This window comes from Limisphaera sp. VF-2 (assembly GCF_049537125.1).
Classification (GTDB): domain Bacteria; phylum Verrucomicrobiota; class Verrucomicrobiia; order Limisphaerales; family Limisphaeraceae; genus Limisphaera.
The window spans coordinates 336878-363487 of sequence record NZ_JBMVQY010000002.1; the positions used below are offsets into that span (position 1 = coordinate 336878).

A 26610-nucleotide genomic window follows, 5' to 3' on the forward strand; every position below is an offset into this window, starting at 1 on the left:
TGAAAAGGGACAGACATCTCCGGCACCCGAGACTGCTGCGAGCCTCGGGGCTCGGAATAGCGGCTTCCCTCGGGGGACGGGTGCGCACACGTGAACAGCCAGTCACACTCATGGTCCGATGAAGAAGACAAAGTCAGCACCGGCCGCAGACGGAGCAGCGGCGACGGTTTCGTACATCAAGCGGGCCTTCCCGGCCTTTTGGCGCCTGGGAACATTTCTCCTCGTAGCTGCAGCATCAGGCGTACCGCCTTGGCTGTACGGTGCCGTTTGGCACGTGGCCCCGACCGGAGATGATGGTAATCCCGGGACGGAACTCGCACCGTGGCGCACCATCCAAAAGGGCGCTTCGATGGCCCAGCCGGGCGATGTGGTGGTGGTCCACGCCGGAACGTACCCGGAGCGCATCACGACGGTTCGCGGGGGCACCAGCCATACGAATCGTATCGTCTTTCGGGCGCAAGGTGTTGTGGAAATGCGTGGGTGGGTCGTTAATCACCCCTTTATCACGGTGGAGGGATTCGACATCACCGGGCACGCGACGACTTCCATGACGGATGCGTATGTGCGTGTCAACAACGGAGGGAGTTTCCTTGAAGTGATTGGTTGCACCATCCGCGACGGTATTGGAATCAAGCGGGATGACGTTGTGTTCGTTCCCCCGAACCAGATTCACAGCGCTGTGGGTGGCTTTCTCCAGGCAGGCTTTCGGCATGGACACACGATTCTGGTTGCAAGGGGCACCAATGTCACGGTCAACAACGCCGGCACGTTTGTGCTAAGGGAGGTTACCGACACCGTTTTAACGCTTACCAACCAGTCGTTGCAAGCCGAGGGGCCAAAACCCGCATACATCACGGCGAGCGCCGCTTTTGGCCTGCTGACGGCGGGCGGCACGGAGGGTTGCGTGTTCCGCAGCAACCGATTCTCGAACCTCAGCTTTGACTACTGCTTCCTGCAGGGAGTGGGGCACCGGTTGGAATTGAATATCTTCGAGCGCAACAATGGATGGGATATTTTGTTTTGGGCCGGAACAAATCACGTGATCGCGGGAAATTGGTTCCGGGACTCTGGCTGGGGGGTCTATGACCCCTCGCCTGACATCTTCGACAACTGGCCGGTTCGGTATGGGAATGTCACGTTCAGCAACAACTTCATTCACAGCTTCATAGGAGTGATCAACGCACAGAAGCGGAATGCAACCGCCAGCGGTCCTTTGTATATTCGGCACAACGTGTTCGTGGATGTCGGTTGGCTCAGTGTCGTGATGCCGTTTACGTGGATCGAGCAGAATACATTCTTGCGGGTTGCCCGACGGTCCAATGTCGCGGTCCAGCGAGAACGCCATCCCGTGATTGTGCACGTGTCGAATTATGCGACCAATGCCGTGATCCGAAATAACGTGTTCGTCGATTGTGGCGAGCCGGTTTGGCCCGTGGGGGTGGAAGGAACGGGGTGGTACGAAATCCTGGGGGATCGATCCACGATCGTGGCGGAGGGCAACTTCGTGGCCGGGGCGCCGCCCTCTTTTGGGGCGAAAACGAACTGGTCAGAGGCTCCCGAGCTGAACGGAGGTGATCCGGGCTTCGTCAATATCGATGATCCGCTGGGACCGGACGGAGTACCGTTCACAGCGGACGACGGTCTGCGGCCCAGAGCGGATTCGCGCCTCGTGGGGGCGGGCGTCGGTGGTGTGACGATCGGTGCGTACGAGCTGCCTTACGTGGAACGTGTGGCTCTGGGCGCAGAGCAGATGGGCGGGAACAGAGTGCGGGTGCGATGGCCGAAGTCGATTTGGCCCTGGACCCTGGAATGGGCATCCGATCCCGGCGGGCCATGGGAGCCGGTACCGGTCCCGCCCGGAGAGACGAGCGGTGCTTGGGCAGTGGAACTTCCCATGGAAAGTCCAGCAAAGTGGTTCCGTCTGCGTCGATGAATCCGGTCCGAGCAGGCGGCGCGTCGAAACTTCGTCCGGACAAGATGAACCTCTGGGTCATGATCCCACAGGCTGAGCCCATGCGGAAAAACCGCAACTGGAGTGAGCCCAGAAAGGCGGTAGGAACCACATGTTGAGAGGGACGACGCCTCTGCGCGAACAACGCAAAGATCAAGTGGAACCCAAAGGGAGAAGCGGCGCAGGAACCAACCGAGCTGTCACAGTGCCTGCAAGCATGCAGAAGCCCGCAAGGGAGGTTCTGCGCGTAGGGCACGGCCTGTATGCCCCCGGCGTACGTGGGGAGTTCGCAAGACCGCCCAAAGAGATCGGAGCAATCGCGCGTCTGGGAGTCCACGATGCCGCAGAGCTCCCGTCCGGGGGCCCCCACAAGCGAAGCAGGGGGCAGCATAACTGCCGCACTGTTCGAGCGGATACGCGATCGGAAAACGTTCGCCAAGACTCGAAACAAGGAGGTACCACGGCGGCTGTGCGTCCCGGTCAGTGAGGTGTTGCGACCTGTTCAAGCACAGCCACTGGTGGGAATCTGACATGCCCGCTCTCTGAGGGCAAGGCGTTCCCGGTGGCGTGCCAGCGCATCAGTCCCATGCGAGAGCGCGTTGGTTGCGCACCACAGCATGGCCGGCAAAAGAGCCAGGCCCCCAAGGTGCTTTGGGTACAAAGTGGTTGAAGCGCGGACGCCGGTGCCGTATAAAGTCAGAAGGAGTTCACCCGATTCGCCGAGCTTTTTGGGCTTTCGTCAGGCAGCTGCGAATAATGGCCACAGGAGAGTTTACCGCCCCGGGCTGGCAGGTTCCGAGGTTGGCTCGCAGGCAACAACCGACTGCGACGGGGCGGATCTGCATTCTCCTGTATCAGTGGCGCCTTTTGCGTCCGCTCTTGCGAGAAGTGCTGAGGCGGGTCGAGAATGGCGCGATGTTCTCACCAGCGTGGCGCGTGATTGCCCGAAAGTATTACTCTGTCGAGTGGGGTGAATACTCTTACGTTCCGGACTTCAGCCCCGGCAAGTTACCGCGTGGAACCATCGTGGGCCGCTTCTGCAGCATAGCCGAGGGGTTGGTCGTCCTGAGGCGCAACGATCCACTGGAATTCCCCTCGCAACATCCATTGTTCTACAGAGGCCGTTTTGGTCTGGCGGATCGGGAGGTGCTGCCGCCGGTTGAGGCCAATCCGCTGGTGATCGGGCATGACGTTTGGATCGGAGCGAGGGTGACGATCCTGCCCAAGTGCCGAAGCATCGGGAATGGCGCAATCGTCGCCGCCGGTGCCGTGGTGACGAAAGACGTGCCCCCGTTCACCATCGTGGGGGGAAACCCGGCCCGGCCCATTCGAAAACGTTTCCCGCCGGAGGTCGAGGAAGTGGTGGCGGCTTCTGAGTGGTGGTTGGAACCGTTGGAGAGGATCGTGAAGCATCTCGATCTGTTCACCGGGCCCCTGACCGGCGAGCGGCTCGAACGATTCCGGAGGGCTTTTCCTCCAAAGCGCCAAGAGCCGCCGCCAGCGGCACCGCACGCAGCATGAAGCCGCTATGGAGCACAGGGCCGCGAGCCCCGCAACTCCAGGGGCCGGGCCGGGGCGCATGCCCATCGCCCGCGGCCCCTTCCCACCAGGCGCATTCGGACCTCGCGGTTTCCCGTGCAGAAAAAGTTGCCTGTCTGCGCCATCAGGTGGCAGAGCCCCGGTCGGGCGTTTTGCTCGGACATAGGGGGACCGGCTGATCCGAAATCGTTCTGACATGTCGCTTCGGAAACAGGTCCTGAAAGGAACCGCCTCGGTGGCGCTGGGAGAGGGAATCGGCTACGCCGCTTCGTTCCTCCGGAACATGATCCTGGCGCGGCTCCTGAGCAAGGCCGACTTCGGCATGGCGGCGGTCTTCGGCATGGTCATGAGCCTGCTGGAGTTCACCGCCAAACTGGGGGTTGGGCGATTCCTGATTCGGGACAAGGAAGGAGACGATCCGACGTTCGTGGCCACAGGGCACACGGTGCAAGCGGTGGCGGCGGCGATCAGTGCCGCTTGCATACTTGCGTTCGCGCCTCTGCTGGCCCGCTGGTTCGGTATCGCCGAACATGCCTGGGCACTCATGATCCTCGCCGGGATTGTTCTGTTGCGTGGACTGCAGCACCTGGACGTTCAAAGATTCGAACGGCACCTCCGATTTGGTCCTTCGGCTGCGGTGGAAGCGGTCCCACAGCTGATCATCACCTTGGCGGCATGGCCGCTGGCCGTCTGGCTGAGAGATTACCGCGCCGTGCTGATCCTTCTCGTGGCCAAGGCGCTGCTCAGCTTCGTGCTCTCTCATTGGTTGGCGGAGCAGGAATACCGTTTGACCTGGAAACCCGAGTACGGCCACCGGATGTTGCAGTTTGGATGGCCGCTCTTGTTGACGGGCTTTCTGATGTTCGGGATCATGCAGGGCGACCAGTTCCTGGTGGCCACCTTCTACAGCATGTCCGACCTGGCACCCTACGCCGCGGCTGTGACGCTGGTCATGGCGCCGCAGTTCGTGTGGGGGCGGGTGTTCAATTCCGTCGCCTTTCCCCTGGTGGCACGGGTACAGGACAATCCGACGATGTTCGCGCTCCGTTACCGACAGGTATTGGGTGTCATGACCCTTTATGCCACGGTTTCTACGGCGGCGTTGATGACCGGGGCCGAGGCCCTGATGCGTTGTGTGTACGGCCCGAAATACATCGGGGCCGGTCTTTTGATGGCCTGGTTGGCGGCGGTGGCGGCCTTTCGTGCGCTGCGAATGGCAGTGGCGGTCGCCAACCTGGCCAAGGGCGATTCGCAGAGTCAGTTGCTTTCCAACCTCGGCCGGGCAAGTTCCCTCCTGCCGGCCTTTTGGTTGGCGTCCCAAGGGCAGCCGCTCTGGACGGTGGCAGCTTGTGGCCTGTTGGGAGAATTGGTGGCCACGGGGATCTGCGTGTGGCGGTTGCGATCGCTCTACGGTCTGGCCCCAGGCCTGAGTTTGGGAGCAGTCGTCGGCACCGCGGGGCTGGCCGCCGCTTGCGGCTGGTTGGGACACCAGGTGGCGACTTGGCCGTCATGGGCGGCTCTGGGTCTGGCGGCCCTGGCTGCTTTCGGTAGTGGCATCGCCACGGTCGCACTTAGAAGGGAGCTTCGGGCTGAAGTTAATGCCCTGCTGGGGCGTTTCCAATCCGTAGGGTTGCGAGCTGCTCTGCAGTCGTGGTGGACGATGAGCCGACAGTCTGGAGCGGCGACCGGCGCGCCTTCAGGCCAGTTGATGGATCGAAGGCAATACGTTGGCGACAAAGCCTGACGAAAAGACAGCGCCCAACACGGTGCGCTGGTTTAGGGCACTCGAGCGAAAGGCTTGCGAATGGATTTCTCATGGAGTGAGGCGCAGCGTCGGTTTTTCGACTCGATCGAGGCCCTTGCGAAGGCGGAAGTGGCAACCGATCTTGTGATGGCCGATCGGGAAGGCCGGTTCCACCGAGCCGGTTGGGACGCATGCGGGCGCGTCGGACTGCCCGGGTTGCCCGTGCCGCGCCGCTTGGGGGGGCTGGAATGCGACGCGCTGACCATGGTGGGAGCCCTCGAGCGGCTCGGATACGCATGCTGTGACAACGGCTTGCTGTTCTCCCTGCACGCCCATTTGTGGACGGTGGTCACCCCGTTGCTGGCGCTGGGGACAGAGGAGCAAAAACAGCGCTTTCTGCCCAAACTGGCCAAGGGGCAATGGATCGGCGGCAATGCCATGACCGAGCCGGAAGCCGGGTCGGATGCCTTTGCCCTCCAGACGACGGCGCGGCGGGAAGGCGATGTCTACGTGCTCAACGGACACAAGAGCTTCGTGAGCAATGCCCCGGTCGCTCATGTCCTCACCGTGTACGCGACGGTAAACCCGGCCAAGGGGCCGGCCGGTATCACTGTGTTGCTCGTGGAGACCGAGCGGGAAGGGCTGGAGATCGAGCCGGTGAACAAAATGGGACTGCGCACCTCGCCCACCGGCGAGGTTCGATTCCGGGATTGTCGCGTGCCTGTGGCCAACCGGCTCGGTGACGAGGGGGCCGGAACATTTGTGTTCATGCGATCCATGACCTGGGAGCGGGGATGTATTCTGGCCAGCGCGGTGGGCACCATGCGACCGCTGTTCGAAATGTCCCTGCGATTTGCGCGGGCCCGGCGGCAATACGGCCAGAATATCGGCAAGTATCAACAGGTTGCAGCCCGCCTCGTGGCCATGAAGGAGCGCCTCGAGACCTCGCGCCTGCTGCTGTATCGGACCGCGTGGTTGCTGGCGCAGGGAAGACCGGCCTATCTGGAAGCTGCCTTGACCAAGCGCCACATCAGCGAGGCTTGGGTGCAAACGTGCGAGGACGCGATCCAAATCCACGGCGGACTGGGCTACCGGGTGGAAACGGGCCTTGACCGCGAGCTCCGGGACGCGATCGGCAGCCGGCTCTATTCGGGTACGAATGAGATCCAATCCAACCTTGTGGCGTCTTTGCTGGGCCTCTGAGAGAGGACCGGCACAACGAGGTCCGGCGGTCGCCACGGGACGATAGCCTGGAATTCCCTATGGAATACTTGTTGCCGCATCTGTTGCAGCGGTCCGCTGAGCGGTGTCCGGATCGGCCCGCCGTGCGATTCCTCGGGCGCCAATGGAGCTACGCGGAGTTGGAGGCGCGGAGCAACCAGTTGGCCCGCGCCCTGCGCGAAGCCGGCGTTCGCCGAGGAGACCGCGTGGGATTGTGGCTGCACAAGTCATGCGAGTCCGTACAGGCCGTGTACGGCGTCATGAAATGCGGAGGAGTTTATGTCCCGTTGGATCCGATGGCACCGGTTCGCCGGGCTGCGTACATTGCGCAGGACTGCGGCATCGAGGTCCTCGTGACCGACGCGGTGCATATGGCACAACTGGCCCAACTTTGTGAAGCCGGAGCGCCCTTGCGGACCGCCATATGCCTGGAGGAAGCCCCGGCGGAAGGGGTGTGGAGGGGCCGCCTCCTCGCCGCGGAAGAGGTGCGGCATCAGTCATGCGCGCCGGTGGATTGCTCGGCAGTTGAAAGCGACCTCGCTTACATTCTCTACACTTCGGGCTCCACCGGCACGCCCAAGGGGGTGATGATCGCCCATCGAACGTGCCTGACCTTCGTCCACTGGGCATTCCACAAGTTCGAGTTGGGTGCGGAGGACCGGGTCACCAGCATGGCCCCGCTTCACTTCGACCTCTCCACCTTCGATCTTTACGCCACCGCCAAAGCCGGGGCAATGGTTGTCCTGGTGCCCGAGAAGCTCGCGGCGTTACCCGTCAAACTGGCGGACCTGTGGCAGGAAGAACGCATCAGCGTAACGTACATGGTTCCCTCCATTCTGAGCCTGTTGGTCCAATACGGCCGCCTCGAGGCTCACGATTTTTCCGGTCTTCGACTGATCTTGTTCGCCGGGGAAGTGTTTCCCGTGAAGTATCTGCGGAAACTTGTCCGTGCCATCCCGCAGGCGACGTATTACAACCTCTACGGGCCGACCGAGACCAATGTGTGCACCTATCACCGGGTCCGCCCGGAGGATGTGGCGGACGACGCTCCGGCCTCGCTGCCGATCGGGCGTGCTTGCGAGAATACGGAGGTGTTCGCACTTGATGAGGAGAACCGGCCGATAACACAACCGGGGATCGAGGGGGAGCTGTGGGTCCGCGGCCCCACGGTCGCCCAGGGTTATTGGGGGGATCCGGGCAAAACCGCACGCAGCTTTCAGCAAAACCCGTTGCACAACCGTTATCCGGATCCTGTGTACCGTACCGGAGATGTGGTCAAACTGGCGGACGACGGGGTTACGTGGCTCTTTCTGGGCCGCCGCGATCACATGGTCAAGAGCCGTGGCTACCGGATCGAACTGGGCGAGATCGAGAGCGTTCTATATCGGCATGCGGAGGTGAAGGAAGCCGCGGCCGTGGCGGTGCCGGATGAGCTGGTGGGAAACCGGTTGCATGCGTTCGTGGTTTTGACAGAAAATGCGCGTGTGACGCTCGGGCTGCTTGCGGCTTTTTGTCAGCAACACCTGCCCCCGTACATGGTGCCGGAGCGGTTCCATCTGCTGGAGGAACTCCCGAAAACCTCTACTGGAAAAACGGACCGGCCGGCTCTGGTGCGGGCAGTGGAGGAAAAAGAAACCCGGCGCGCGCGCGGTTCGGCGGAGGGGTGAGACAGGATGGCAAGGGGCGCAGCCGCCGCCCGCAAGGTCGGGTGAAGAAGAAAACGTATGGAGCTGAAAACCCAGATTGAACGATTCATCGTCGAGGACGTACTGGCCGACGGCCGGGACCGGCTGGAGCCCGGGGAACCTTTGGTGGGCATGGGCGGTTTGCTCGATTCGCTGGGGCTTCTGCGCCTCATCCAGTTTGTCGAGGAACAGTTCCAGATCCGGGTCGGCGACGGCGACGTGGGCGAAGAGAACTTCGGCTCCCTGGAGCGCCTGGTGGCCTTCGTCGCGCGGAAACAAGCCGAGGGGCGAGAGCAGTGAGTGGCGCAGCTGCCCCCGGCGGCAAAGGGTCAGGCTGTGGGGGTGAGCTGGTTTTGTCCTCGGCGGAGATGAGGGCGGGTCGCAGTCACGCATGAGCCCGATGGAATTTGATTCCCAGGGGGCGGGCAAACCGGGAGAGGGAGCGACCTCGCCGGTCGCCCGGTGGATCGCCCGGAACATGTATGGCGGGGCGCCGCCGGGCGTGCGCCGGCTTCTACGTTCCCTGGTCATGCGTTGGGAACGTGGACCCGTCTACTCTTGCACCGTGCGCGAACTCCTGGCGCGATACCACGGGGTGTCGGTGGGCCTCTATTCCATCGGCCCCTGTGAGTCTGGGCCCGAAAGGTTCGCACCCGGGACGGTCATTGGCCGGTACTGCTCCGTTTACTACACAGTCCGCGTTTTGGCGGAAGACGGCCCCGACCCTGAAATGGGGATTGGCCCCGCTTGGAATCCGTTTGCGCGCCATGCGGCGAGACTTCGTACGCCCGGCACCGGATTGGTCATTGGCCACGATGTTTACATGGGCCACAACGCGATCGTGTTGCCATCCGTGCGCAGCATCGGACACGGGGCGGTGATTGGTGCCGGTTCCGTTGTGCACGACGACGTGCCCCCGTATGCGGTCGTCACAGGCAATCCGGCACGCGTGGTCAAATACCGGTTCCGACCCGCCACCATCGAACGGCTGCTGGCAGAGCAGTGGTGGCTGAAACCAGTGGATGAACTGTTCCGCTCGGGGCTGCCAGTGCAGCGCCCGCTCGAAGAACCCTTGACACAAAGGTGAGCGTCCGCATGAACAGCCAGTCCAGGAAGACAAGCCATGGGCCGGCCGCGGACCTGGTCTATCGGGTGGCGTGGATCCTCCCACTGTACCGCGCGATGGCCAGTGAATCCCTGCGCAAGCATCTCCGTCGCTGGATTGTGAGGTGGGAAAATGGCCCTGCGTTCTCGGGCTCCATTCGGAAGCTGCTGCAGCAGGATTACGGGCTGGAGATCGGGGCTTACAGCTACTGGCCCTGGCGAGAAAAGCCTTCCGTGCTCCATCGAGGTACCCGCATTGGGCGTTACTGCTGGGTGGCGGACACGGTGCGTACATTCACGCGCAACCACCCCTTCAACCTTCTCTCCAGCCACGGATTCTTCTATAACCCGGAACTGGGGAAGGTCTCGGGGCCCTCTCTGTCTTTCGGCAGTTTGGAAATCGCGCACGGCGCCTGGTTGGGACACGGGGTCATAGTCGTGCCGCCCACACGACGCATTGGCATCGGCGCTGTGGTGCGGCCGGGTTCGGTGGTTTGCGTGGACGTGCCGGATTACGCCATCGTGAGCGGGTTTCCCGCGCGCGTCGTAGCGTGGCGTGCACCACGGGAGGAGATCCAGACCCTGTTGGCAACCCGCTGGTGGGAACAGACGCCGCCCAAACTCCCGCATATGCAAGGGAGTGTGCCCTTGGTTCTCGAGCAATCGTAAAAGTCAGTCCAAGGTCCCTGTTCCTGAAACCTGTGGCCAGCCTATTGATCGGCGCTGACGTTTGCCCCATCGGCGAGAACCGTCGCTACTTCGAAGTGGCAGACGTGGACGCTTTGTTCCACGATTTACTGCCGCTGTTTCGCGGTGCCGACCTCGTCGTGGCGAACTTGGAATGCCCGCTCATCCAACGGCCCTCGCCCATCCGCAAAACCGGGCCCGTTTTCGGGGCCCCGCCGGTCTGTGCCGAGGTCCTTCGGACGGCCGGATTCCAACTGCTGACTCTGGCCAACAACCATATCTTGGACCACGGGGCAGCAGGTCTGCGTAGTACGCTGGAGGCATGTCGGAGGGCAGGAATTGCCACGGTGGGTGCCGGGGAGAATCTCGCGGAGGCCGCCCGGCCCTATGTCTGCGAATTGCAGGGGATTCGAGTGGCCATCCTGGCCGTGGCCGAACGAGAATTCTCGGTTGCTGATGCGCAGGCTCCGGGCGCGAATCCGGTCGACCTGATTACGCTGGTGCAAACGGTTCGTGAGCAGGGTGGAGACTGGGATCATTGGATCGTGCTGTATCATGGCGCGGCGGAATTCCAGCCGGTGACGCCCCGGGTGCAGCGACTGTGCCGGTTTCTCATCGAACTGGGCGCCACTGCCGTGATCGTCCAGCATCCGCATGCCCTGGGGGGCTGGGAGCGATACCGCCATGGCTTCATCGTTTATGGCCAGGGAGCGTTGGTGATGGATGAAGAAATCTATCGGAACAAACCAGGGTTTCACGAAGGGTTTCTGGTCCGACTGGAGCTCCTCCGTAGTCGGGAGGCGAGAATGGAATGCATTCCTTTTCGTCAATCGAAACCTCCGCCCGGGGCGAGGCTGCTGCACGGCGCGGAGGCTGAGGAGTGGCATGAACGGATGGCGCAGCGGAATGCGTTGGTCTCGGACCCCGCGTTCGTGGACGCAGAGTGGCTTCGATTCTGCGAGCAGGCCAGACACGATGCCCTCAGTGAAGTGCTGGGCCACGGCCGCTTGCTCCATTGGCTGAACCGCACAGGCTGGGTGGAACGCTTCTGGGTCGGGGAGAAACGGTTGCGAGGCGTCCGGAACATGGTGTTGTGCGAAACGCATCGGGAGCTGCTGCAGACCGTCTTCGACCGGTGGTGGTTCCGTCCCGGCGGCACACCGCTTTAGGTATGCTGGAGAGCACGGACCGTCTGCGATGAACGCCCTCGCGAATGAGGTCTTGATGTGCAGAGGCGACGGTTTGTGAAGCGTGTTTCGGAGGATTTGTGAACGTCGGCATCCTGGGGACGCCGGTCAGCTCCGGCAATCGGGGCGTGATGGCCCTGGGCGCATCGCTGGTCCGGTTGTGTGCGGAGGCGGGCGCCACGAGGATCGTCATGTTCGTCGGCCACCACAAACCGTGCGAAGTTGCATTCCGAGTGGGGGACAGGGACGTGCGGGCGCAGGTGGTCAATTATCGGCTCTCGCCCCGGGCCCGGCCCTGCGAGCATCTGGTGTGGATCGTGCTGGCCTCGCTGTGCTACCGGTGGCTTCCCCATGCTCGCGTGCGGCGCTGGCTGAGCCGCCATACGCCCTGGATTGCGGCCATCGAGGAGATGGACCTGGTGGGCGATATCCGCGGGGGCGACAGCTTCAGCGACATCTATGGCGGGAGGCGCTTTTTGCTGGGCTTTCTGGCGGCTTGGTCCGTAGTGCTCGTGAAAGGCAGCCTCGTCCATTTCCCGCAAACTTACGGTCCCTACGGGAGACGGTGGACGCGTTGGCTGGCACGGTACCTTCTGCGCAGGGCGCCGGTAGTCCTGGCGCGGGATCGGGAGAGCCAACGGGTGGCCCAAGAACTGGTGGGCGAAAAGCCAGAGGTGCGGCTGAGTCCGGATGTTGCCTTCGCTCTCGAGGCACGGGCTCCCCGGAGGATCGAGACCGACCCTCCGCTCGAGGAAGGAAGAGAGGTGCTGACTCTTGGCGGAGTCGGGCCGATCGGGCTGAATGTAAATGGCCTCATGTACAATGGCGGTTACACCCGCAAAAACATGTTCGAGCTGAAACTGGATTACGTCGCGCTCCTGCCGCGGTTGATCGAGGCTTTGTTTCAAGAACATTCTGGTGAGCTATGGTTGATTCCCCATACCTATGCTCCGCCGGAGAGTGTCGAAAGCGATCCGGAGGCTTGTCGGCGGGTGCGAGCCGCCTTGCCACCAGCCCTGCAGGCGCGGGTCCGTATCGTGACCGGGGAATACGACTGTCACGAGATCAAAGGGGTGATCGGCCTGTGCGGCCTCTTCATCGGATCGCGCATGCACGCCTGCCTTGGCGCTCTTTCCCAGGGCATTCCCACGGTGGGCATTGCCTACAGCCGCAAGTTCGCGGGTGTGTTCGAGTCCGTTGGCATGCGCGATTGGGTGATCGATGGACGAACGACCGGGGAGGCGGAGGCAGTCGCTCGTGTCATGGAGCTTTATCGGCAGCGCGAGGGGGTACGTGACCGCCTCGCGCTTGAAGCCGAAACGGCACGGATTCGTCTTAGAGAAATATTTGGCGAACTCCTCCGGCGCGCGGTTCCGGAAGGAGCGCCTCTGCAATTGGAAGCCATGGGTCCGGCAGTTGGGGGAGCGCTGGAACAGCAGTAGGAAACAACGCTCCGGGGTCGTATCGGACCACGAGAGCTAATGGGAAAGGCCTGTGGCATGCAGGAGGTTATGCCCTGCTGATTGAGCTCGTGCTGCTGGAGATTTCCATCCCCGGTTGGGTGTGAGATGGGGCGATGCATCCCAAGAGGATTGCGTGGCCGGTATACTGGGAGGCAGCAGGAGCATGCGGGCGTTTTCGAGAAGTCACGACTCGGGCCGGGCATGGCCGCGCGGAGCCCTAGAGCTCGCCGGTGGACCAGAAGCGAATGTGGATTTACGCGCCGACCGGGGCCTGGGGTTGGTCGCACGAGACTGTCACGGAGGGCCGGGCGTCCGATCGTGAAATCAGCCAGTAGGCGTCACGGTGTCCAGGATGCCGGCGGAGTGAACGAACTGCGGCAGCATACTGTGTGGCGCCCTCTTCAAGGGAACGGCGTGGCTCCGGGGTCAAGGCTCCAGGCCTTATAGGCCTCCATGGCTGGGCGCCGGGCGCCCCCTCACCGCGTTCCTGGGGTTCCTCGTGGATTTGCAGCGGCGACTCTTGATGCTCAGGGCCGTTGCGCCCGTGCGGGAGCCTATCGAGCTCCGACCCCATCAAGGTAGCATGTAGGCATGAAGCCTGCTTTTCTGAAGGACGATGCGATTCGGGAACGACGAGTGCGGGGCTGTTTGTCGCAAACCCGCGAGTGCTAGGCTAGAAAAGGTGAAGCATTGTCGCTGGAAGACCGGACAATGGCGAGCGTTTTGGCTGGGTGTGGCGGCCGCGGTAGCCAACGCCCTGCTCCCAGCCCTGGGGGTCGACATTACCTGGCAGAGTTCCCAAGTCCGGGGGGAATGGCTGGAGCTTTGGAGCGAACCGGAGGGCAATGCCCGCGGAGAGGCGGGCGTTTTCCGCCACCACAGCAGCGATGCGTCCATGCTGTTCTGGAGGGCGGCTTCGGAGCCCTTCGGATGGTCTGCGGCCCAGGGCGCGCTGGGACCGTTTTCGCTCTGGATGACAGCGTACAGCGCCCCGTCCGATCTACCGATGGCTGGCGGGGCCATGGGCAATCTCGCCGGCAGCGGCCTGAGCGTGGCAGCAGAATCGAGAACGCGGTTCGTGGCCAGTGCGCCGACCCTGGCTTTCACGCTTCAGGCCGAAGCATACTGGAACTACAGTGCCCAGGAACAGGACATGAGTCTGGTGCTGCGTGACCTGACGCTGGACGAAGTACTGCTGCGCTGGCAGCTGGCGGACCATCCCGAAGCGACGGTTGCGAGTTCGTACAGCTTCACCATAAACCCCGCTCATGAGTACGAGATGATCCTGAGCGGCTGGGTGAACGCCTGGGACGCCAAGGACGCCTGGCTGCGGTTGTGGGTCGGGTGGGACACGCCCGGCGGGGCGCTGCGAATCGCCCGGGTGCCGGACGCCGGCAGCACCGCCGCACTGCTGATCCTCGGGGCGGGCGGGTTGTGGGCCCTGCGCCGCGTTTGGCGGAGCCCTTCCAGCTGAGCCGGCGACGTCAGTCGGCGGACTCTTGCGGGGTCCGCCCATCGTTGCAGTGGGTATTGAACTCCGGCTCCGCAGCCAAGGAAGTGGGGCGGTGGAAGCGACAGACCGGGATTGCCCGCCGCGTCCCCGCGGCGGCGATTGTGGATTCTCCTGTTGAGCCCGCAGAACACACAGAACACCCAGAAAGCTGGACTCAAATGTTCGTGCCGAATCCGCCGCCTTGCGACGGCCGTCAGCCAGCTGTACGTCCGTAGCCGCCGATGTGAATCGGCGGATCGGTCTAGGGCGGTTCTGGAGACCCACCGTGTGAGGATGGGCCCGATCTTGGGTCTGGATCTGCCGCAGGCCGGCGGCGGCTATGGAGAGAAAGGTGGCCACGGCAGCGGGTCGGATGTCGGCAGTATGGGCGCCCGGGAAGACTGTAGCTGCGAAGGCGTTTCTCCGGTGGCCTCCCCGAAATCCGTTGTGGTCTCATGCTTGGGGCAGCATGTGGACGACTGTGCCGTTTCAATTCTCCGGGCGCTGCGTGTCACCTACGGTTTTTGTTCTGGATGGTCTGCGCCCTCTGTGGACTTTACCGCGTAGCCGCTGACGGGTGTCGGCGGATTACCTCGAATCCATGTGCTCTGTGGGTTTTCCTTCTGGGTGTTCTGCGTGACATGTGGGCTCTCCTCGTAGCCGCGGACGGCAGTCCGCGGACCACTTCCAATCTGCCGGTTCTGTCTGCTCTGCGGATTTTCCTTCTGTGTGCTTTTTTCGGGCTTTTTTCTGCGCATTGTGCATGCTCTGTGGGCTTTTCCTTCGTAGCGGCCGACAGGAATCGGCCGATGTTCAGGTCGGGACTGTCCGCCGCGCCACCGTGGCGGCTACGGCACGCTTGAGGCTTTCGAGTCGAAGGCGCCGGGTGCGCTGGCCGGGGTTGTCTGGAGCCTGCCGAGACGATGGCTGCGTGGAGGCGCCTTTTCGACCGGCACGGTCGGTGCGGGCGTACCCGAACCGTGAGATCCAACGTCTGGAGGATTTGGTTCGAGGCTTTGGCCGAGGTGGCTTGGCTGGCGGGGTTTTGGGTGTTGCGAGTGTAAACTTCGCCGACTCGGGCGTCGGTGGACCTGACAGCTTTTTGGTTCAATACAAGGTCTTGTAATTCAACGCATTGCGTAGAATCCGTCACCGTCTAGCCGGTCCAAATCAAGTTCGAATGTCGGTGGATTTTACACTTTCGAACTTTTTGGCGGTTGAACGACTTGGGCGATTTCAGCATGTGGCTATTGTAACATGTTGATGGGCAACGAAATGTATATTGTTTCAAACTGTCCCAAAATCTGATTTACTCGATGGCACGGAAGGTGCTAGTTAACTTTCGTAGAAACGGTAACGCAGTGTGAAGAGAAAGGACATGAACATGATGAGCGCATGGAAAAAGCAGTGCTTGGTGGTGGCGATGGCGGCCACGATGGCCGGTAGCGCCTCCGCCATTGTGACGGTCACGGTCAGTCGGACCGCCGGGTACTACGACACGACGTACGGTGGTGGTGAGTTCACTTTGAAGGGGTCGCCTTGGGCCAATCCGGCTCACTACAGTCCCAAGACTCTGGTGGCAGGTGGGTTCCAGACCTTTTGCCTAGAATTGAACGAAGGCATTTCCGGCCAGCCTTTCGCCGCCGAGTTGAACCTGGCTGCCGTCAACGGTGGGCTGGGCGGCGGCAGTCCGGATCCTCTGTCCATCGGCACGGCTTGGATTTACAAGCAGTTCGCCGAGGGGAACCTCGTGGGTTACGATTACACCCCGGGTCCCGGTCGGGCAGCGTCCGCGCGGGCGCTGCAGGAGACCATTTGGTGGCTGGAAAACGAGCAGGGGGATCCAGGTGCCGGCAATCCGTTCCGGAACCTGATCCTCAGCAAGTTCGGCACCGTGACTGCCGCCAGGGCCGACTACGACCCGTCCACGGCCGGGTTCAATGTTCGCGTGGTGAACATGTACGGGATCGACAAGATTACGGGCCAACCGGACTACACGGCCAGAAAGCAGGACATGCTCGTCTACCTTCCGGATGGCGGGGTGACGCTGGTCCTGATGGGCGGTGGCCTGTTGGGGTTGGCCATGCTGCGCCGGAAGGATTGATCGAGCCAAGCTCGCAACGCGTTATCGTCTGTGGCGCCCCAACTGGGGCGCCACTTGCCTTTTGGCAGCATGCTTGGAGCCGCCGCCCTAGCCGCCGGTGGTGTTGGCGTAAACCCCACGCGGCAAGTGTCCGCCGCCCTCCGGTAATTGCTACCGAGGGTTGTTCTTTCGAGCCTACAGAACACACGGAACACCCGGAAGGGTGAACTGACATGTTCGTGCCGAATCCGCCACCTTTCGGCGGCCGCTACGCGGTGGGTTCTGCGAGCTCTGCGTGTCCTGTGGGCTCGCCTTCGTATCCGCCGGCGTTAGCCGGCGGATGGACTCAAGTTTTTTTCCGTGTGCTCTGTGTGTTCTGTGGGTTGTTTTGGGCGCATTCCGCGTGCTCTGTGGGCTAAATCGGCGTAAAGCGGATGCGGGCGATAGTCCGCCGCGTCCCCGCGGTGGCTACTGGATGAGATGCTCAGGGGGCCTGTGGAATCGCGCAGTCCTCCGGCCCTGAGGACCTTCGGTCGAGGATCTTTGGGAAACGATCGGTTGCGAGAATTGCGGCCTGAAAGTAGAAGCGCCATCGAGGGATGCAAACAGTGATCGAGTCCATGACGCCCGCCGAGCTGGCGTCGTATGAGCGCGCCATGGGGGCCCGGATCGTGGAGTCGGGCGGGGTTTTCTGGCGGCGCGTCCGGCCGCTGTTTTACCGGCCGCTGATTCCGTTCGAGGTGCTGGATCCGGCCGCGGTCCGGCCCCCGTTGGCCGCCAGATGGGGGGCCTGGCAATATGCCGTCGGGGATCCCGGTAGGGCGAATGGATCGATCGCCTGCCTGATGTTTCAGAACGCGGCTGACTACTCATTGGAGTCGATGGATAAAAAACGCCGTTGGGAGGTTCGGAGAGCGCAGCACGAGTTTCGGGTCCGTCCGTTGACAGAGGTCCATGAACTGCTCCGTGCCCACCCTGTGTTCGCCGAGTTTCAGCAGCGAACGGGATACCATTATCGCGCGGATCGCGTCCGTCCCGACCGGTACCGCGCCTGGGCCGAGAAGGTCTTCGAACACCCAAAAGTACGCGTCCTGGGTGCTTTCGACAGCTCCGGCATTCAGGCAGTGGGCATCGTGCAACGGGTGGCCGATGCCCTGCTCTACGCCACCTTTTTTGCAACCGACGCGGCTCTGCGAAAGCAGGTGGCCAGCTTGATGTTACACGTCGTACGGGAACTGGCGGCGGCCACATCAGGGGTGCATCGCGTGCACGCCGGCCTCCGCAAGCAGGGTGCGGATGCGAGTGTGGATCAGTTCTACCTCTTGCGCGGGGCAGAGGTGGTGACTCTGCCGGCCTTTTGCCGAATTCATCCCCTGCTTGCCTGGGGTTTGGAACGGTTCCGCCCCGATCTGAAGAAACGTCTCCTGGGTGAGCCGTGGAGTGCGTCGGCGGGAACCGTGGCCCGGGTCGCGAACGTGATCAGCCAGGGAATCAACCCATGAGCATAGGCAAGACCGGGATTCGCGCTTACCCGGCGCCGGGCTTGGAGGGTAAATGCATTGCGCCCGAGGGGCCGCTGGAAGAAATCGCGTGGGACTGGGAAGAGTTCCTCCTCGGCCAGCCTCGGGGCCAGTACCAGCAGTCGGTCCGCTGGGCGCGCGTCAAACAGGGCGATGGCTGGCAGGCCTGGCTTTACACTTGGGGGGCGGAGGGGCGAATCGAAGGTGGCTTCCTGATGCTGATAAAAAGCACTCGCCTGGGACGGATCGGGTTCGTCAACAAGGGTCCCGTGCTGGCGGGAGAAGGTCCAGAGTCCGTCCCCGACGCGTTGCGCCGGGTTTTGGATGCCGCCCGAGCACAACGTTTGCGTGCGTTGATCCTCCAACCACCCGACCGGAGCCGCATTCGCTCCGAAGATCTGCGGCGCTGCGGATTTTGCCGGAATCCTGTTCCGGGCATTATCGATGCGACGCTGATCGCCAGCTTGGAGGGTGGCAGAGAGGCGATTCTTGCGCGCGTGGGACGAACGGCACGTCGAGAAGCCCGACAGGCCGTCGAAAAGGGGGTACAAATCGTCGAAGGGGGCCGATCCGACCTGCCGCGGTTCTTCGACTTAATGTGTCATACCTGCCGGAGACAGGGCGTGGCGCCGAATCCGGCCAGCGTAGATGCACTGTATCGGCGCTGGGATGCTTTCGGTCCGGATATCAAGGTCCTGTTCGCTCGCGTACGCGGGGAGCTGGTGGCTGGTCTGTTGCTCCTGCGTTTCGGCAAAACATGCACTTTCGAAAAAAAGGGGTGGAACGAACAGGCGCCAGAGGCCCATCCGAACACCCTGCTTAACGTAGAAGCCCTGCTGCGGGCATCGGAGTGGGGCTGCGAGTCTGTGGATTTTGGAGCCATGGACCGGGGGTTGGCCGAGCGCATGTTGAAGGGCGAGGAGGTGGAGGAAGAGCTTTCCCGCACGCGGCACGTTTTCAACGTCCGGCTGGGGGCCAGACCCGTGCTCCTGCCCCCGGCCCAGGTCTGGATGCCTTACGCATGGCAACGACCTGGGGTGGACTGGATCCTGGGTCGCCGATGGCTCTCGCCAGGTATCTGGAGCACGCCCTCGGGCGCTGAGTGCGCGAGGAAGCGCGAGCTTCTGGGGTCAAGGCTGCCAACCAACACGGGTTCCGGAGAGGACCGCAGTCTCTCCGAGGCGCGGATGAGTCGTTGGCCTCGTTCGGCAGTGTTCGAGCTGAAGTTTTCCGGCATCCGGTTCGGCCCGTGGACCGGCGCACAAGTCCGCCCATGCTTCCGCGTCGCGACTTGGTGATTTGCCAAGATCCGGGTTCCCAGCCGATTCGCGACACGCAACCCGTTGCACCCCAGCATGCTACCGACCAACCCATGGTCGCTCGGTCCAAGGCGTGCGGGAACGGGTCTGGCAGGACTGGGGCCGCCGGGCCCGAGAGTGTAAGTTTTCCCAGAATCCGTGTCGGCAGAGTTGACATTTTTGGAAGGCTCTACAAGCGCCTGTTGATTAAAGAGTTGCATGAGAACCGGCTCGCAGTTGCCTTCGAATCGCCGGGTTTTCGTCGGAACCATTTACACTTTTCCAAAGGCTGTCGAGCCCTTGTGGAGGCTGGACTGCCGGTGTTCGGCATTTGGAATCTGCATAAGCCTTTGATGAAGGCGGAATTGGGCAAAAATGGCTGGATACCCGGTAATTGTTGCCGATTGGCTGGCATGCGCGGTGCTATTTTTTCAGACAGCAACGCGGTATTTGAGGGTGAGCCATGAAAACCACAAAATTGGCGAAAACACTGGTGGCGGCTGCGGCGGCGCTCTTGGTGGCCGGACAAGCGTCAGCTACACTCGTGACCGTTGTCCGGACCGCCGGGTACTACGACCCCACTTACGGTGGCGGTGAGTTCACGTTGAAAGGCTCGCCGTGGGCGAACCCCGCTCACTACGCCTTGGAAACGTTGGTGGACGGAGGGTTCCAGACATTTTGTTTGGAAGTGAATGAGTTCCTCAGCGGCCAACCGTTATTGGCGGTGCTGAATACCGTGGCCGTCATGGGCGGAAAGGGCGGAGGATCCCCCGATCCTCTGTCGATCGGCTCCGCCTGGCTCTACAAGCAGTTCGCCGAGGGGAACCTGGCCGGGTATGATTACACGCCGGGAGCGGGTCGGGAGGCGTCCGCCCGTGCCCTACAGGAGACAATCTGGTGGCTCGAGGATGAACAAACCTCTTTGCCCAGCGACCTGACATTCTACAATTTGGTTATTGCCAAATTTGGGTCAGCGGCCGCCGCCAAACAGGATTACACTGTGGTCAATCCCAACTATCGAGTCGCTGTGATCAATCTTTGGGGAAAGGATGACCAGGGAAACTGGACGGTTCCCAAACAGGACATGTTGGTTTACCTGCCAGACGGCGGAGTGACCCTCGTGCTTTTGGGTAGTGGCTTGGTCGGTTTGGCGGTGTTGCGGCGGAAAGGTTGATCCAAGGCCTTTGCTCTTCACCTGGTGTTGCCTTCCGTGGCGCCTCGCAGTTGGGGCGCCACTCTTTTGTTCGGGTTCCCCGCCGGCTCGGACTGCTCCGTGCAAAAGCCGGGTCCCGATCGGCGGCCCGCGAAACTTATCCTGCTTTCGAACCGGATCGTTTTACAGCCGCGGCTTCGCGCCGAGCCGCCCCGAGACCACGGAACACGCGGATCAACGCGACCTTTGGAAGCCCACAGATCAGGCAGTCCACGCAGAAATCTAAATTCTTGAATGTGCTGTCGACTGGAAGCCTTCCGATTTGAAACGCCTCTCGAGAAGGGATGGTCGCAGGCATTTCTTGCGTCGCGAATGGGAAAAGCGAGTTTTGTGTGTTCTGACTGCTCCGGAGGCTTTGCCGCGTAGCCGCCGACGGGAATCGGCGGATCACTTCCAGTCGGCGTGTTCTGTGTGCTCTGTGGGTTTTTCCTTCTGCGTACTCAGCGGGCTTTTCCTTTGTGTATTCTGCGTGCTCTGTGGGCCTTACGGCGTAGCCGCCGACGGGAGTCGGCGGAAACTGCAAGGCAAGATTTGTCCGCCGCCTTCCGGCGGCGGCTACCAATGACATCCATAGCCACCGACGTCAGTCGGTGGACCGAGTCGCGATCCGCCACGTTCGCGCGGCAGCTCCCGAATCACGTGCTCTTTCGGGCGTTTATCTCTCCATCTTTGGACCGCAGTCCGGGGCATCCTGCGTTTTCGATGGCCTTCCCCGGCGGGCCCTCAGGGGTGCCCTACGAGCTTGCGGTCGGGATTGTGTCAAGTCTCCTGACAAGCCGTCGGTGGAGTTTACACCGGCCTCAGCTCTCACAACACATTGTTAGTCAATTGGATGCTATTGGATCGGTCTGTGGCGCCGTCGGATGGATTTACACTTTCGTGCGTGGGCGGCCGTCAACCGCCAATGTTAAGGATGTCATTTGAAGTTCTTGATATGTAGGTAGATACAACCGAATTGGACCGTTATGCATCACGTTGGCATGTCTCCTGCGTTTCCCGTGGCGAAGCTCGACAACCTTGGATCTGTCCCGATGGGGCCAGGGCCCGGGCTGGACGACGCGATATTTCCCAGGGGGCACCCCGGGTGGGGTGCGGCAGCCGGCCCGCCCTGTCGGTGGGCGGTCCAATCGAACACGGAGCTGCCGCATGAGCATCCGAATCCTCGCTTACATGACGTGCCTGGGGGCGGCCGTTTGTGGCTTGGCCGTCCCTGTGAGCATCACGGACATCATGACCCCCTACACCCAAAACTTCGACACGTTGGCCAATTCCGGCACGGACAACACGGCGCTTCCGCCCGGATGGGCCATATGGGAATTCGGCATAAATGCCAACCAAGAGTACCGCGCGGGCACGGGGAGCTCAAACATTGGAGACACGTACAGCTTTGGTGATTCAGGCAGCACCGAGCGGGCGCTGGGGAGCCTGCAAAGCGGCAACCTGTGGACGGTTTTCGGTGCACAGTTCCGGAATGACACGGATCACGTCATCACGGCCATTACGATCTCCTACTGGGGCGAACAATGGCGGGTGGGTGCGCTGGGCCGCCGGGACCAGCTCACCTTCCTTTACAGCCTTGACGCGACATCGCTTTTGGATGGTATCTGGGCATTCGTTCCTGAGTTGGACTTCGTGGGGCCGGACCAGGGAGGATCCGTGGGACCGAGGAACGGGAACGACACAGATCATCGACGCTTCGTAAGCTACACAATCGAGCATCTCGAGATTCTGCCGGGACAGGAGTGGTGGATCCAGTGGCGGGACTTCGACGCCAATGGTGCCGACGACGGCTTGGCGGTGGACGATCTTGTGATGTCATTTCAAGGGTACCGGATCGCGAGAGGCATGCCCGACGCAGGTGGAACGGCAGGATTACTCGCGTTGGGCCTGCTCCTGTCCGCCTGGTGGCCTCGCCACGCCCGCCGGCGAAGCTGAAATCTCTCCGCGCTGCCGGCGACCGTGCCGTCGGGGTTCGTGGAAGACCTGGAGGAAATCAGCGACCTCGAACTCGGCCGCTTGGTGGCCCGAGGATCCCGCGGCAGGGTACGACCCTCGAAGATCATTCCGAAGAAAATCCGGGCGTCCATGCGCAGCAGCGGGTTGAGAACTGATGGTCCTGCGAAAATGACCCTCGATTCTTCGAGATCATTCGCGTGTTTTTTGCGAGTTACAGGACCTTTTCGACGCCCTGCCTGGGAACCACCGGCTTTTAGGGCTCAGGCACCGTTTTCAAGCCCTGCGAAAGCACAGAGGCCAGAGGGAAGTCAGAGTTGTCTCGAAGAGGGCCAATGAAGTCGGGCAGCGCGAAGCACTCCTGACGCCGGGACCGCGCCGGGGCGTTTTGTGCTTTGTTTCCGTGGTCGCGGCGCCCGGGTGCCAGGTGTGGCTCGCGCCATTCATGGGCTCAGCTTGTGAGCACTCCGGGTCCCGTTCGAGCTTCGAAGGGGAGCGGGCTGTTCGACCCAGCATACTGCGGGGCCGGCGATGGCGCGGGCTGTGGGAGCGCCGGAGCTTTTGCCCCCGCCACAAGAGGTCGACGACTTTGGGTGCCCGCTCGTGAGAATCACCCGGGACGGGTCGCGCGCCGATCGCAGGGCCGGAAGAAAGGCCCCATGGAGGTCAGGAACGCTTGGAGCCTCCCGGGGTGGCCCGGACCGACTGCTCCCCGCCGGGGAGACGGTGTTCAGAAGAGTCAATCGTGCGGGATGACCCGGTGCCCTTTGACTTCTACAGGGTTGCCCGGCAGAACCAAGATGACGATGAATGTCTGGCAGGCATACGAGGAGCTGAAGGAAGCGCTGGGGCCGGAGGCTTCCCGGAAGGTGGCCATGGTGCTGGATGCGCTGACACAGGAGCACGTGCGCACCGAGGTCCGGGAGGCGATCGACCCGCTGCAGGCGGCTTTGCGCCAGCTGGCTGAGGCGCAGGTGCGCACCGAGCAGCAGTTGGCCGAACTGGCGGGGGCCCGGCGGCGTACGGAGGAGCGATTGGAAGCCCTGACGCAGCGGGTCGATTAGTTGGCCGAGGCGCAACGTCGGACCGAGGAGAGACTCAACCAATTGGCGGAAGCCCAACGGCGGACGGAAGAAGCAGTCCAGCCATTGTCGTGGCGGTTGGACGAGACCAATCGGCAGGTGGGCGGGCTGACGATGACGGTGGGTTACACGCTGGAGAACGCGGCCTATCGGGGACTCCCGCCGCTGTTGGAGCGGGATTGTGGGCTGCGGCTGCGGGAACGGCTGCGTCGGGATTATGTACGAGACGCGCGCGGGGAAGCGGTGGAGGTGAACATTCTCGGGCGGGGGGAGCGGCAGGGGCAGGAGGTGTGGGTGGTGGGGGAGAGCAAGGCGTAGTTGTCGCGGCCGGATGTGGATCGGTTCGTGGAGCGGCGGCTGGGGCGGCTGGGCGGGTTTTGCCGGGTGGCCTGTGTTTGGGGTGCTGGTGGCGCACATGGAGAGCGAGCCCGGGGTACGCGAGTATGCGCGCTCCAAGGGCGTGGCGGTATACTTGTCCTACGAGTTCGACGCCTGACGGCCGAGCCGGTTGGGTGGCTCAAAGGAGTGTCAGCACGTTCCGTGCGCGGGCTGGCGCGAGTACGGTGGGCCGGGGCGAGCTGTCCGGCGTCGCGCGGGTGACGCCGCAGGCTGCGGGACGGGTGCATGTTCTGAGCCAGTGGGCTCGACCATGACGGCGCAGGCCTGATTGTGGTTGCACAAACCGCGCGCTGTTTTTCTCTTCCGCATGTTCTGCGTGTTCCGTGGGCTTTATTGCGTAGCCGCCGACGGGAATCGGCGGATCACGCCCCGTCTGCATGTTCTGTGTGCTCCGTGGGCTTTTCTTCTGGGTTGTTTGTGGGCTCTCCTTCGTAGCCACCGACGTGAGTCGGTGGACCCATCTGGCTTCCGCCGCCTCCCGGCGGCGGCTACCGTTGGAGGGGCTCCGCGGGCTTTACACGTAGCGCAGGCTTCCAGCCTGCCGGATCGCGGACTTCCAGTCTGCGTGGAGTGGGAAGCCTTGGGGCGGAAGTTGTAGCCGGGCGGCCTCTGCCGGCTGGAAACCGGCGCTACGGCAGGTTCAGAAACCTGCGCTACCATTGCGTGCGCGGAGGGCCCGCCAGAACCGTGGCTGCTGAGGTCCGACTGTTGCTCCACAACAAGTCTGCCGTTTTTCCCTTCTGTATGTTCTGCGTGTTCCGTGGGCTTTTCCTTCTGCGAGCACCGTGGGCCTTCGACATCGTAGCCGCCGACGGGAATCGGCGGATCACTTCCAGTCGGCGTGTTCTGTGTGCTCTGTGGGTTTTTCCTTCTGTGTGTGCTGCGTGTTCCGTGGGCCTTACCGCGTAGCCGCCGACGGTAGTCGTCGGATGCCCAGGTTGGGATTGTCCGCCGCGTTCGCGCGGCGGCTACTGCATGATCGATCTCGCGGCATCTGCCGGCTGGAAGCCGGCGATACGGCAGGTTGGAAACCCGCGCTACGGGGTCCGTCGGTTTACGCCGGCGGCTACCGGTTCTGGAATCCGTGGCCACCGACGGGAGTCGGTGGAGTCATCTGGTTTCCGCCGCCTGCCGGCGGCGACCGAGAATCTGCGTGCTCGGTGGGTTTTCTTTTTGGCGTGATCTGTGGGCTTGTGTCGTCCAGCTCCAGCGTCTGAGCCGCTGGATCGCCGAGCGCCGCTTTGCAGTCCCCAGTTGCCAACAGCCCGGACGATTGAACACACTACGCGCCATGCACATCGCCATTGTCGGTCAAGGGTACGTCGGCCTGCCATTGTCGCTGCAATTCGCCCGCTCCGGTGTGAAGGTCCTCGGGTTGGACATCGACCCGGTCAAAGTGGAGGTCTTGAACCGCGGTCAGAGTTACATTCATCACATCGCCGCCAAAGACGTGGCCGAGCAGGTGTCGGCGGGCCGGTTCTCCGCCAGCACGGATTTCTCGCGTGTCCGCGAGGTGGAGGCGGTGATCATCTGTGTGCCGACACCGCTCAGCAAGAATCGGGAGCCGGACATTTCGTACATTTTGAACACGGGCCGGGCCATCGCCCCCCATCTGCAGCGCGGCACGCTGGTGGTGTTGGAATCCACCACCTATCCCGGCACGACGGACACCGACCTCCGCCAGGTCCTGGAGGCGGGGTCAGGGCTGAAGGCGGGTCAGGACTTTCACCTGGCCTTTTCGCCGGAGCGTGAAGACCCGGGCAATCCGCAGAGCCGGGTGGCGGAGATCCCGAAGGTGGTGGGAGGCTTGACCCCGGCGTGTCTCGAGCGCGCCAGCGCTCTGTATCGGCGGGCGATCAAGACCATCGTGCCGGTGTCGTCGTGTCGCGCTGCGGAAGCGACGAAGCTGATGGAGAACATCTTCCGGAGCGTGAACATCGCGCTGGTCAACGAACTGAAGCTGGTGTACAGCGCCATGGGCATTGACATTTGGGAGGTGATCGAAGCCGCCAAGACCAAGCCGTTCGGGTTCATGGCGTTCTATCCGGGGCCCGGGTTGGGTGGACATTGCATTCCCATCGATCCCTTCTACCTGACCTGGAAGGCGCGCGAGTACGGCAAGAACACTCGATTCATCGAGCTGGCCGGAGAAATCAACACTTCGATGCCGGAGTACGTGGTGCATCGGGTGGCCGACGCCTTGAACGAGCGCACCCGCTCCATCAAGGGGAGTCGGATTCTTATCCTGGGTCTGGCGTACAAGCCCAACGTGGACGATGACCGGGAGTCGCCGAGTTACGTTTTGATGGACCTGCTGCATCAACGGGGCGCCATCGTGGAGTACCACGATCCCTATGTGCCGGTGATCAAACCCACCCGCGAGCATCCCCACTGGGCGGGCAAGAAATCGGTTCCATGGGACGAGGCGACGATTCGGAGTTTCGACGTGGTTCTGATCGCCACCAATCATGCCTGTGTCAACTACCGTCAGTTGGCGGAATGGGCCGACTGCATTGTGGACACCCGCAATGCCATGGCGGGGTGTCCCACGCGACCCGGTCAGGTTTGGAAGGCGTGAGAGGAACTGTCCCCGCCCGGTTTGGGTAAGCGGGGGAGGCGGATGGCCGCAAGCGGCGACTTGATTCCGCCGGGGAGGCGGCCACAGCCAGGTGGATCCCCGCAGGTTTCAAGGGGGTGTCCAAGCGTACGAAGCATGTGCTGGTGACTCGGCATGTTACCTGCTACGCCGTTCGCGGTGGAGCGGGCGTGGGTGCGTTGTGAAGCGGCCCGCGTGGATGTGCTGGACTTGCTTTTGGGCCAATCCGCAGCATGCTGAGTTTCGCATGTGCCAGTCACCCAGCGGTGTGGAGCTGCATCCGCCACCGGGGGCGGCAGAAGGGGGTCAAGTCCGGGGCGAAACGGGATGGCACCACGAGGGGGTGGAGCACGGCTCGACGTGGACGCGGGCTCGAACCGGTTGCGTTAAAAC

The 26610-nt window shown here is 62.5% G+C and carries 20 protein-coding genes and 1 pseudogene; all 21 read left to right on the forward strand.

The window, feature by feature from the left end:
- Positions 1 to 118: 118 nt before the first annotated feature.
- Positions 119 to 1933 carry a DUF1565 domain-containing protein gene (locus ACPDIT_RS08715; RefSeq protein WP_423442816.1) on the forward strand — a complete coding sequence of 605 codons (1815 nt, stop codon included), beginning with the start codon at positions 119 to 121 and terminating at the stop codon, positions 1931 to 1933.
- Between the two features lie 1194 nt (positions 1934 to 3127).
- Positions 3128 to 3302, forward strand: a pseudogene (locus ACPDIT_RS08720) (hypothetical protein); the annotation flags it as partial.
- Between the two features lie 384 nt (positions 3303 to 3686).
- On the forward strand, positions 3687 to 5234 hold the full coding sequence (locus ACPDIT_RS08725) for an oligosaccharide flippase family protein (protein WP_423442817.1): 1548 nt from the start codon (positions 3687 to 3689) through the stop codon (positions 5232 to 5234).
- A 60-nt stretch (positions 5235 to 5294) separates the two neighbouring features.
- A complete protein-coding gene (locus ACPDIT_RS08730; protein WP_423442818.1) occupies positions 5295 to 6437 on the forward strand; it encodes an acyl-CoA dehydrogenase family protein in 1143 nt (380 codons plus the stop codon).
- Between the two features lie 59 nt (positions 6438 to 6496).
- Positions 6497 to 8122, forward strand: a complete 1626-nt coding sequence (locus tag ACPDIT_RS08735; RefSeq protein ID WP_423442819.1) for an amino acid adenylation domain-containing protein — start codon at positions 6497 to 6499, stop codon at positions 8120 to 8122.
- A gap of 57 nt (positions 8123 to 8179) precedes the next feature.
- Positions 8180 to 8440: a phosphopantetheine-binding protein gene (locus ACPDIT_RS08740; RefSeq protein ID WP_423442820.1), complete on the forward strand. Its 261-nt coding sequence runs from the start codon at positions 8180 to 8182 to the stop codon at positions 8438 to 8440.
- 229 nt (positions 8441 to 8669) lie between these two features.
- Positions 8670 to 9227: a CatB-related O-acetyltransferase gene (locus ACPDIT_RS08745; protein WP_423442821.1), complete on the forward strand. Its 558-nt coding sequence runs from the start codon at positions 8670 to 8672 to the stop codon at positions 9225 to 9227.
- An 8-nt stretch (positions 9228 to 9235) separates the two neighbouring features.
- Positions 9236 to 9913: an antibiotic acetyltransferase gene (locus ACPDIT_RS08750; protein WP_423442822.1), complete on the forward strand. Its 678-nt coding sequence runs from the start codon at positions 9236 to 9238 to the stop codon at positions 9911 to 9913.
- A 32-nt stretch (positions 9914 to 9945) separates the two neighbouring features.
- Entirely contained in the window at positions 9946 to 11100 is a 1155-nt protein-coding gene (locus ACPDIT_RS08755; protein WP_423442823.1) for a CapA family protein, read from the forward strand.
- A 98-nt stretch (positions 11101 to 11198) separates the two neighbouring features.
- On the forward strand, positions 11199 to 12560 hold the full coding sequence (locus ACPDIT_RS08760; RefSeq protein WP_423442824.1) for a polysaccharide pyruvyl transferase family protein: 1362 nt from the start codon (positions 11199 to 11201) through the stop codon (positions 12558 to 12560).
- A gap of 703 nt (positions 12561 to 13263) precedes the next feature.
- Positions 13264 to 14055 (forward strand): VPDSG-CTERM sorting domain-containing protein, encoded by a 792-nt coding sequence (locus tag ACPDIT_RS08765; RefSeq protein WP_423442825.1) that lies wholly within the window; start codon positions 13264 to 13266, stop codon positions 14053 to 14055.
- A gap of 1402 nt (positions 14056 to 15457) precedes the next feature.
- Positions 15458 to 16177, forward strand: a complete 720-nt coding sequence (locus ACPDIT_RS08770) for a VPDSG-CTERM sorting domain-containing protein (protein ID WP_423442826.1) — start codon at positions 15458 to 15460, stop codon at positions 16175 to 16177.
- Positions 16178 to 16755: 578 nt separating this feature from the next.
- Complete coding sequence (locus ACPDIT_RS08775) at positions 16756 to 17658, forward strand: hypothetical protein (RefSeq protein WP_423442827.1); 903 nt, start codon at positions 16756 to 16758, stop codon at positions 17656 to 17658.
- Positions 17655 to 18974 carry a lipid II:glycine glycyltransferase FemX gene (locus ACPDIT_RS08780; protein WP_423442828.1) on the forward strand — a complete coding sequence of 440 codons (1320 nt, stop codon included), beginning with the start codon at positions 17655 to 17657 and terminating at the stop codon, positions 18972 to 18974. The genes ACPDIT_RS08775 and ACPDIT_RS08780 overlap by 4 nt, the downstream gene beginning before the upstream one ends.
- A 203-nt stretch (positions 18975 to 19177) precedes the next feature.
- Positions 19178 to 19441, forward strand: a complete 264-nt coding sequence (locus ACPDIT_RS08785; protein ID WP_423442829.1) for a hypothetical protein — start codon at positions 19178 to 19180, stop codon at positions 19439 to 19441.
- Positions 19438 to 20148 carry a VPDSG-CTERM sorting domain-containing protein gene (locus ACPDIT_RS08790; RefSeq protein WP_423442830.1) on the forward strand — a complete coding sequence of 237 codons (711 nt, stop codon included), beginning with the start codon at positions 19438 to 19440 and terminating at the stop codon, positions 20146 to 20148. Before ACPDIT_RS08785 ends, ACPDIT_RS08790 begins: the two co-directional genes overlap by 4 nt.
- 1185 nt (positions 20149 to 21333) lie before the next feature.
- Positions 21334 to 22122, forward strand: coding sequence for a hypothetical protein (locus tag ACPDIT_RS08795; protein WP_423442831.1), 789 nt, complete (start codon positions 21334 to 21336; stop codon positions 22120 to 22122).
- An 824-nt stretch (positions 22123 to 22946) separates the two neighbouring features.
- The gene (locus ACPDIT_RS08800; protein ID WP_423442832.1) at positions 22947 to 23204 is read left to right on the forward strand and encodes a hypothetical protein; all 258 of its coding nucleotides are present in this window, start codon (positions 22947 to 22949) and stop codon (positions 23202 to 23204) included.
- Positions 23205 to 23540 carry a hypothetical protein gene (locus ACPDIT_RS08805; RefSeq protein WP_423442833.1) on the forward strand — a complete coding sequence of 112 codons (336 nt, stop codon included), beginning with the start codon at positions 23205 to 23207 and terminating at the stop codon, positions 23538 to 23540. It abuts the gene before it with no gap.
- A gap of 13 nt (positions 23541 to 23553) precedes the next feature.
- The gene (locus tag ACPDIT_RS08810; protein ID WP_423442834.1) at positions 23554 to 23718 is read left to right on the forward strand and encodes a hypothetical protein; all 165 of its coding nucleotides are present in this window, start codon (positions 23554 to 23556) and stop codon (positions 23716 to 23718) included.
- 1194 nt (positions 23719 to 24912) lie between these two features.
- Positions 24913 to 26199 carry a nucleotide sugar dehydrogenase gene (locus ACPDIT_RS08815; protein WP_423443161.1) on the forward strand — a complete coding sequence of 429 codons (1287 nt, stop codon included), beginning with the start codon at positions 24913 to 24915 and terminating at the stop codon, positions 26197 to 26199.
- The last annotated feature ends 411 nt before the right edge of the window (positions 26200 to 26610 follow it).